Here is a 6,829-nt window from a genome sequence, read left to right as displayed (position 1 = left end):
GCGGGCTACGTCGCGCTGGGTCACGGTCGGGGTGGTCTCGGGGGTGAAGGCTACCGGCTGGCCGACAGGCAGGCGGGTGGGTTCCCGGAACGTTCCGGCAGGGTTAGATTCGTCGAGCCTGCCGGAACGTTCCGGCACACTCCCGTCCCCCTCGCCCCGCCCCACACCCCTGGAACTGGTCATGCGTCTGATCACCGCGTACAACCCGCCCGCCTCCCCGACCCGGACCCGCCCCGCCGAGCGCGCCCCCCTGCGCGTCGCGGCCGTCCAGCAGCGCTGGCACCGCGACCCGGCCGAGCACCGCGCCGCCCTGCTGGAGGGCGTCCGGCTCGCGGCGGCGGAGGGGGCCCGGGTGGTCTGCCTCCAGGAGCTGACGCTCTCGCCGTACTTCGCGGTGGTCCGCCGCGCCGACCACCCCGAGCCGGCCGCCCCGGAGGAGCTGCTGACGGGCCCCACCTTCACGTTCGCCGCCGAGGCCGCCCGCGAGCACGGCGTGTACGTCCACGCCTCGCTGTACGAGAAGGCCCCGGCGCCCGGCGGCGAGGACGACGGCCTCGGCTACAACACGGCGATCCTGGTCGCTCCCGACGGCACCCTCGCGCAGCGCACCCGAAAGACGCACATCCCGGTGACCGAGGGCTATTACGAGGACGACTGGTTCCGGGCCGGCCCGGCGGGCGACGACGCCTTCCCGCTGGTCGAGGTCGACGAGGCCCGCTTCGGCCTGCCCACCTGCTGGGACCAGTGGTTCCCGGAGCTGGCGCGCGCCTACTCCCTCGCCGGGGCCGACGTCCTCGTCTACCCGACCGCCATCGGCTCCGAGCCCGGCTTCCCCGGCTTCGACTCCCAGCCGCTCTGGCAGAAGGTGATCACCGGCAACGCCATCGCCAACGCCACCTTCATGATCGTCCCGAACCGCATCGGCGCCGAGAGGGGCCTCACCTTCTACGGCAGCTCCTTCATCGTGGACCCGTACGGCCGCGTCCTGGCCCAGGCCCCCCGCGACGAGCCCGCCGTCCTGGTCGCCGACCTCGACCTCGACGCCCGCCGCGACTGGCTGGAACTGTTCCCGTTCCTGACCACCCGCCGCCCGGACGCGTACGGGCCGCTCACGGTGACGGGCCGCTCACGGTGACGGGCCGACCGGTGACGGACTGACCGGTGTCGGGCGATGCCTGGCTGCGCGTCCGTCCTCGTTCTACACGTCACGCCGACGGATGGACGCTGCGGCGCAGGCGATGAACGCGGCGGACCAGGCCACGAGAGCCACCACCGCGCCGACCCATGCGCCGAAGTCGTTCGCCGTCCCCAGGAGGGTGGTCACCGCTCCTCCGAAGACGTAGCCGGACAACGCCGACGGGAGGATCCGGGACGGGATCGCGAGCAGGACGATCGACACCACGATCAGCAGGCCCAGGATGGCGGCGATCGCCTTCCCGGAGCTGCGGAGCAGACAGCCGAGGCTGACGGCCGAAACGCTCACGGCGAGCGTGGTGATCACCGCGCCGACCAGGCTCAGCAGGCTCGTCGAGCTCGTGAAAGGCGTCCATAGGGGACCGGGTGTCAGGGCCGCCCAGGAGACGACCGCCGTCAGCAGGAGCGTGGCGCTGATCAGCACGGTGGTCACACCGGCGACCACAGCGAGCTTGGCAGCGAGTACGGGGGTGCGTCGCGGCGCGGCGGCGAACGCGACGCGGATCGTGCCGTTGCCGAAGTCGCTCGCGCCCGCGACTGCGCTCAGGACGGCCACCAGAAGAATGGAGAGCTGCATTCCGAGGAGGGTCGTGTCGATGAAATTCGGCAGGGTCTCGGCCGCGGACCGCGCGGCCTCGGTCTCGGTGGTCAGCGCCACGGGAACGCTGATCCCGGCGGTGCAGAGAACCGTCAGGATCAACATCGTGACCAGTGATCGCGCCGTCAGCAGTTTGATGAGTTCACTGCGTACGAGACCGGTGGAGGAAAGCCGGTGGGGTGGCGGAACGTGCGTCCGCACCAGGGTGTCTGCGTCTGTTGCCGTGGCCATCGTGCGGCTCATCTCATTTCATCGACTCAGCGACGGCGTCTGCCCCGTCGGATCCGGAATGTTGGGGTGGGGAGCGTTGACGCCGCGCCCGCGGAACGTGACCGAGTCGGCGACGAGTTCGGTGTACGCCTCTTCCAGCGAAGCCCGCAGGGGGGTGAACTCATGCATCCTGATGCCGTGCGACGCGATCAGCTCGCTCAGTTCCTCCAGGGCCAGTCCGTCCACCCGGTGCGACCCGTCCGGCTCGTGGGACATGCGGCCGCCGGCCGCGTGCACCAGTCGAGCGAGTTCCTCGTCCTGCGGGGTGCGCACCTGAACGACCTGGGTCGCGGACGTGCTGCGTTGGATCAGCGAGCTGACGGCGTCGTCGGCGATCAGCCGCCCTTGACCGATGACGACCGCGTGGTGCGCGGTCAGGGCCATCTCGCTCATCAGGTGCGAGCTCAGCAGCACCGCTCGTCCTTCGGCCGCCAACGTCCTGACCAGGTTGCGCATCCACAGGATGCCGTCCGGGTCCAGCCCGTTGATCGGTTCGTCGAGTATCAGGCTCGACGGGTCTGCCAGCAGGGCTGTCGCGACGCCCAGGCGTTGGGTCATCCCGAGGGAGAATCCGCCGATGCGGCGATGCGCGACCTCACTGAGGCCCGCGGTCTCCAGCACTTCGCGAACCCGCGACGTACCGATCCCCGCCGTCGCCGCGACGGCCTGCAGATGGCGGAACGCGGAGCGCCCCGGATGCCCCTGCTTGGTGTCGATCAATGCACCGAGGCCGCCCATCGGATTGTGGTGCTCCGCAAAGGGAACGCCGTCCACGAGGACGGTTCCGCTGTCCGGCTGGGTCAGGCCGAGGATCATGCGCATGGTGGTGGTCTTCCCGGACCCATTGGGGCCCAGGAAGCCGGTGACGATCCCTGGCCGGATCGTGAACGAGAGGTCCTCGACAACCGGCCTTCCGCCGTACTTCTTGGTGACTCCGATGACTTCGATCATGCCTTTTCCTCGTTCTCATGATGGGCCGGTGCGTTCGCCGTCGTCTCGATGAACCGGTCCATCAACGACGGCCTGCTGACCGGAATCCACAGCCGGACGGCTCGCGAGTCGTACACCCCCAGGCAGACCGCCCCGACCGACAGCCGGCCGGCCACGGGCAGGTGGTAGGAGTGGGCGAAATACACCGAGTCCCACGGAACGACGTAGTGGGTGACCCAGAGGAATCCGCGGCGGTAGTGGAGCACGGCGTTCTCCGGGTCGGGCGCCACCGTCGCCCAGCAGTAGTTGCTCGCGGCCAGCAGCGCGATCGCCACTGCGGCCAGCAGGGCGGAAGCCCTGACCGGGGGCATGGTGCTCGCCGCCCACGAGGCCACTGTCAGCGTCGTCGCGGACACCCCGACCAGCCCCCATCGCAGCGAGCGGCTCACCCCGGGGGCCCGGTCGGCCGCATCGGCGTACGCCGGGAAGTGGTGCCGGACGCTGTCCCGTACGCGTTCGAGGCGGGCCGCCGGGAAGACGATGTTCGCGCCGATCCTTTCGCCGGACTGCCGGGACACGAAGGCCAGCCGGGCGTACCCGGAAACCCGCATCAGAGGATTCCGCTGGATTCTGACCCCGCCGACCTGAGCGCGGGGCATCTGCCGTGACTCCGCGGAGATGAGCCCACCGGACATCGCGAACACCCCTGCCCGGTGCCGGACTTGGAACGCCCGGTAGCGCAGCCAGGCGACGAGTGTCCCGAAAGCCAACGCCGCGGCCCCGACCACGGCCACGCCGGCCACCACTTGCTGCCACAACGGCCCGGGCAGGTCCGAGATCGCGGGAAGGCCCGCGGGAAGCGGCAGGAAGGCGGCGGCGTTCTCGTATAGCTCCATCAGGAAGGGAAAGAGCAGTACGAACTGGCCGTAGGTAACCGAGATCAGGAGATAGTCCCGAGGAGAGACCCGGTAGATCAGGTCACCCTGATCTACCGTCGGATCGACCACCGGGTTGACCGACGCATCGACCGCATGCTCTCGCCCGCCAGGAACTGCCGCGTCGGAGGACGGACGAACCCGGCCCGCTTCGAAGTACCCCTCCAGCTCGGTGGCGACGGCCTGCGGCACCGCCTCGATCACCAGGTTGGCCTTCGACTCCGTGCCGATGCCGATGAGTACGCGAGAACAGCCCAGGAGCCGCGCCACCGCCGACCGGGAGACCTGGACGGAGACCACTTCCGGCCAGCCGAGCGAGGTGGAACGCCGCACCACCAAGCCACTGTCGTAGCTGATCCCGCCGCTGTTCACGGAGAACCTGGTCGTCCACCAGTCCACCACCAGGCCGAGCACGGCGACGCAGCCGACCAGCCCGAAGACCAGGCCCACCGGGATGCCGAACAGGACCGGCCACCGGGTGGAGATCGACAACCCCGCGACGACCGTGGGCACGATCGTCGCCGCGTGCTCGGCGGCACGGGTCGCGAACATGGCCGGGCTGTTGCGGTGCTTCGCGAATGCCCCGGTCGTCCCAGGGAGGGCCCCGGTCATGGGGAGTGCTCGCGGACGAACTGCTCGAAGCGATGGGCCTCGGCCCGGGACAGCGGCCCGATCGACCGTGACTCGACGATCGTCGCCGTCCTGACGGTGAACAGAGTGAACCATCGCAGAATCGGGCCTTGCCGGGTCTCGCAGTACAGGATGCGAGAGAGCGGATAGACCTGGCGTCGCCTCCACAGCCGACCCTGCTCGACGATGACGCAATCCGCCGTCAACGTGTACCGGGAATACCGGTAGCGGAGCGGGATCAGTACGAGAGCGTCGAACACCGCGAACGCGAGAGCTGCCCCCGCAAGGTAGGGGATCCAGCCGCGCCACTCCTGCGGAAGCGGTGAGAACTGGTGCAGGACCGCGGCGAGGGCGAGCACCAGGACGATGCCAACCGCGTTCTCCGTCTGCCAGAAGAGCACGGACCGCTTGTCCAGTTGCCGAGCGGCGGCATCCGGTTCCGTGACGGACAAGGCTTCCTTCTTCGGCTCGGCTGGCGTCCGCGGGGTCATGACGTCTGACGCGTGGGGTGCGTGGAGGCCGGGGACCTGTCCGCCTCGGACTTCTTCCTGGCCTGCCGGCCGCCCGACCACATCCAGAGCAACATGATCAGGCCGGCCGCCGAGACCAGGGACGACCGCAGGTCGGGCCGGTCCTGTACGGCCCTCACCACGACGACGACGATCCACAGGCACGGCACCAGGGCGCCCAGCCAGACCGGTCCTTTTCGTGACATGACCAGGTGCAGACCCAGTACGGCCAGGACCGCTGCGGCCACGGCGAGCAGGGTGAGATTTTCGGACACCAAAGTCTCCGTTCGAGAGGGACCAGACGGCGACATGGGAGGGACGCGGCTGGTGTGGGAGGAGTCTCAGTCATACAGAGGGAAAGCTCAAAGGCTTCCGTTCGACCAGGCCATCGCCGCAGGTCAACGGCTTGCGGAGGAAACCGTACGGTTTCCCGTCGAATGAACCGGCTACGGCCCCTCTGCCGTTCAGGCGGAGATTCGGCGGCCGGACGGGCGGAAGTTCTTCGGCGAGTCGACGTTCACGCCACGCGGGCGTGATGTGGTCATGCCTCGGGAGTCCCCCGTCGGCAACGACTTGAGCTCGTCGGCCTTCCGCAGCAACTGTTCCGATATTTCGAGCGCCTTCTGGCCCGAACGGGTAAGGGTGAATCGTCGTACATCCCGTTCGACGAGCTCAGCCCCGCAGGCCTTCTCCACCTCGCGAATGTGGTACAGCACGGTGGATTTGCTGTATCTGAGTTTTTTGGCGGTTTCCGCGATGCTGCCGGTCGAAGCGGCGATCATGAAGGTATACAGCATAACTGTGCTCACGCACATTTCCCCGTTCAACTATCTGGTCCTGCTGCAGAGATTCGGATGGTGTTTCGCCCGAATTTCTGCCGTCCCCGTGTGTTGCTGGTCAGTGCAACGGAAATGGAAGCTACCTACGAATTTCTCGGGGCACAACTTTGCCTATCGTGTCGCTCATCACATGGGAGGTGCGGTTGTGGCCCTGTGCGTGAGGGAATAATCTTGCGCTCCCCAGGGGGCAGATATCGTCATTAATTCAGACATTGACAGCGAAACTGCATGATGGTGACGCGCTGAAGCGCCGAGGGATTACACGATGATTGCCTGATGCGGAGCAAGTGATTCCGTTTTTTGTGACCCACGGGTGCGGGTCTGGAGTGGGATCGGGAGCGGGAGCGGTGCGGGCTGGCTACGGGCTGGCGCGGACCTGGATCCGCCGATGGTGACGGCTCGTGCCCCGTTCGCCGCTCGTTAAGCGGAATGCTGCAATCCGTAAAATCAAGGGCTCTTTATCACCTCGCGTGAGTCGATGGCAATACGCGAAGGAGAATTCCGTTCCTGATGGATAGGGCAAGAATCCCGGTGTTAGCTTCCAATCCTCCAGTCGGGGGAGCTCATATCTGTGAATGCTTCTGCACGACAACGTGCCCGCCTCGGGGGCGTTGAAGCTTCACTTATTCGCGGAGGAACAAGAAAAAAATGGCATGGCTTAAGCTCGCGTATGCCCTCATCAAGGCCGGCGCCAAGCACGGCACCAAGTTCTCGAAGTGGGTCTGGGCCAACAAGTCCCAGATCATGAAGTGGTCGAGCGCCGGTTACACCGTCGCGGAGATCGTCGTCTTCATCGCTCGTGCGATCGGCGCGGCCTAAGAGATACGTGCTTAGACCGTGTCCTACATGGTCAGTTGGCGGTTGTGCTGTTCATGGGAAGTGGACGGTGGGGATGGATCGTTCCGGACGGACTGTGGGAGATAG

The 6,829-nt window shown here is 67.2% G+C and carries 8 protein-coding genes; 2 read left to right on the top strand and 6 right to left on the bottom strand.

The annotated features are described in order from the left end of the window. Positions 1-181 precede the first annotated feature (181 nt). Positions 182-1,135, top strand: a complete 954-nt coding sequence (locus tag ACFWM7_RS32105; protein WP_383267424.1) for a carbon-nitrogen hydrolase — start codon at positions 182-184, stop codon at positions 1,133-1,135. A gap of 63 nt (positions 1,136-1,198) precedes the next feature. Here the strand turns inward: ACFWM7_RS32105 and ACFWM7_RS32100 are convergent, their stop codons facing one another. From ACFWM7_RS32100 to ACFWM7_RS32075, 6 genes are all read right to left on the bottom strand, one after another. Further along, positions 1,199-2,023 carry a hypothetical protein gene (locus tag ACFWM7_RS32100; protein ID WP_383267421.1) on the bottom strand — a complete coding sequence of 275 codons (825 nt, stop codon included), beginning with the start codon at positions 2,021-2,023 and terminating at the stop codon, positions 1,199-1,201. Between the two features lie 18 nt (positions 2,024-2,041). Continuing rightward, positions 2,042-3,013 carry an ATP-binding cassette domain-containing protein gene (locus tag ACFWM7_RS32095; RefSeq protein WP_383267419.1) on the bottom strand — a complete coding sequence of 324 codons (972 nt, stop codon included), beginning with the start codon at positions 3,011-3,013 and terminating at the stop codon, positions 2,042-2,044. Beyond that, a complete protein-coding gene (locus ACFWM7_RS32090) occupies positions 3,010-4,479 on the bottom strand; it encodes a PH domain-containing protein (RefSeq protein WP_383267416.1) in 1,470 nt (489 codons plus the stop codon). The genes ACFWM7_RS32095 and ACFWM7_RS32090 overlap by 4 nt, the downstream gene beginning before the upstream one ends. 56 nt (positions 4,480-4,535) lie before the next feature. After that, positions 4,536-5,009 (bottom strand): PH domain-containing protein, encoded by a 474-nt coding sequence (locus ACFWM7_RS32085; protein ID WP_383267413.1) that lies wholly within the window; start codon positions 5,007-5,009, stop codon positions 4,536-4,538. Between the two features lie 35 nt (positions 5,010-5,044). Further along, positions 5,045-5,341, bottom strand: a complete 297-nt coding sequence (locus ACFWM7_RS32080; RefSeq protein WP_383267410.1) for a hypothetical protein — start codon at positions 5,339-5,341, stop codon at positions 5,045-5,047. A 189-nt stretch (positions 5,342-5,530) separates the two neighbouring features. Beyond that, positions 5,531-5,875, bottom strand: coding sequence for a LysR family transcriptional regulator (locus ACFWM7_RS32075; RefSeq protein ID WP_383267407.1), 345 nt, complete (start codon positions 5,873-5,875; stop codon positions 5,531-5,533). 678 nt (positions 5,876-6,553) lie between these two features. On the opposite strand from ACFWM7_RS32075, the gene ACFWM7_RS32070 reads away from it, so the two are divergent. After that, complete coding sequence (locus ACFWM7_RS32070) at positions 6,554-6,724, top strand: aureocin A53 family class IId bacteriocin (protein WP_383267404.1); 171 nt, start codon at positions 6,554-6,556, stop codon at positions 6,722-6,724. Positions 6,725-6,829 lie beyond the last annotated feature (105 nt).

Origin of the sequence: Streptomyces sp. NPDC058375 (assembly GCF_042723425.1) — a bacterium.
GTDB lineage: Bacteria > Actinomycetota > Actinomycetes > Streptomycetales > Streptomycetaceae > Streptomyces > Streptomyces durocortorensis.
Note: the sequence above shows the minus strand (reverse complement) of the source record. Positions and strands in the feature narration are given on the sequence as shown.

What these genes read in the sequence shown, in the direction of transcription:
- ACFWM7_RS32105 (WP_383267424.1), top strand. Translation starts at nt 182, where the DNA reads ATGCGTCTGATCACCGCGTACAACCCGCCCGCCTCCCCGACCCGGACC.
- ACFWM7_RS32100 (WP_383267421.1), bottom strand. Translation starts at nt 2,023, where the DNA reads ATGGCCACGGCAACAGACGCAGACACCCTGGTGCGGACGCACGTTCCG.
- ACFWM7_RS32095 (WP_383267419.1), bottom strand. Translation starts at nt 3,013, where the DNA reads ATGATCGAAGTCATCGGAGTCACCAAGAAGTACGGCGGAAGGCCGGTT.
- ACFWM7_RS32090 (WP_383267416.1), bottom strand. Translation starts at nt 4,479, where the DNA reads ATGTTCGCGACCCGTGCCGCCGAGCACGCGGCGACGATCGTGCCCACG.
- ACFWM7_RS32070 (WP_383267404.1), top strand. Translation starts at nt 6,554, where the DNA reads ATGGCATGGCTTAAGCTCGCGTATGCCCTCATCAAGGCCGGCGCCAAG.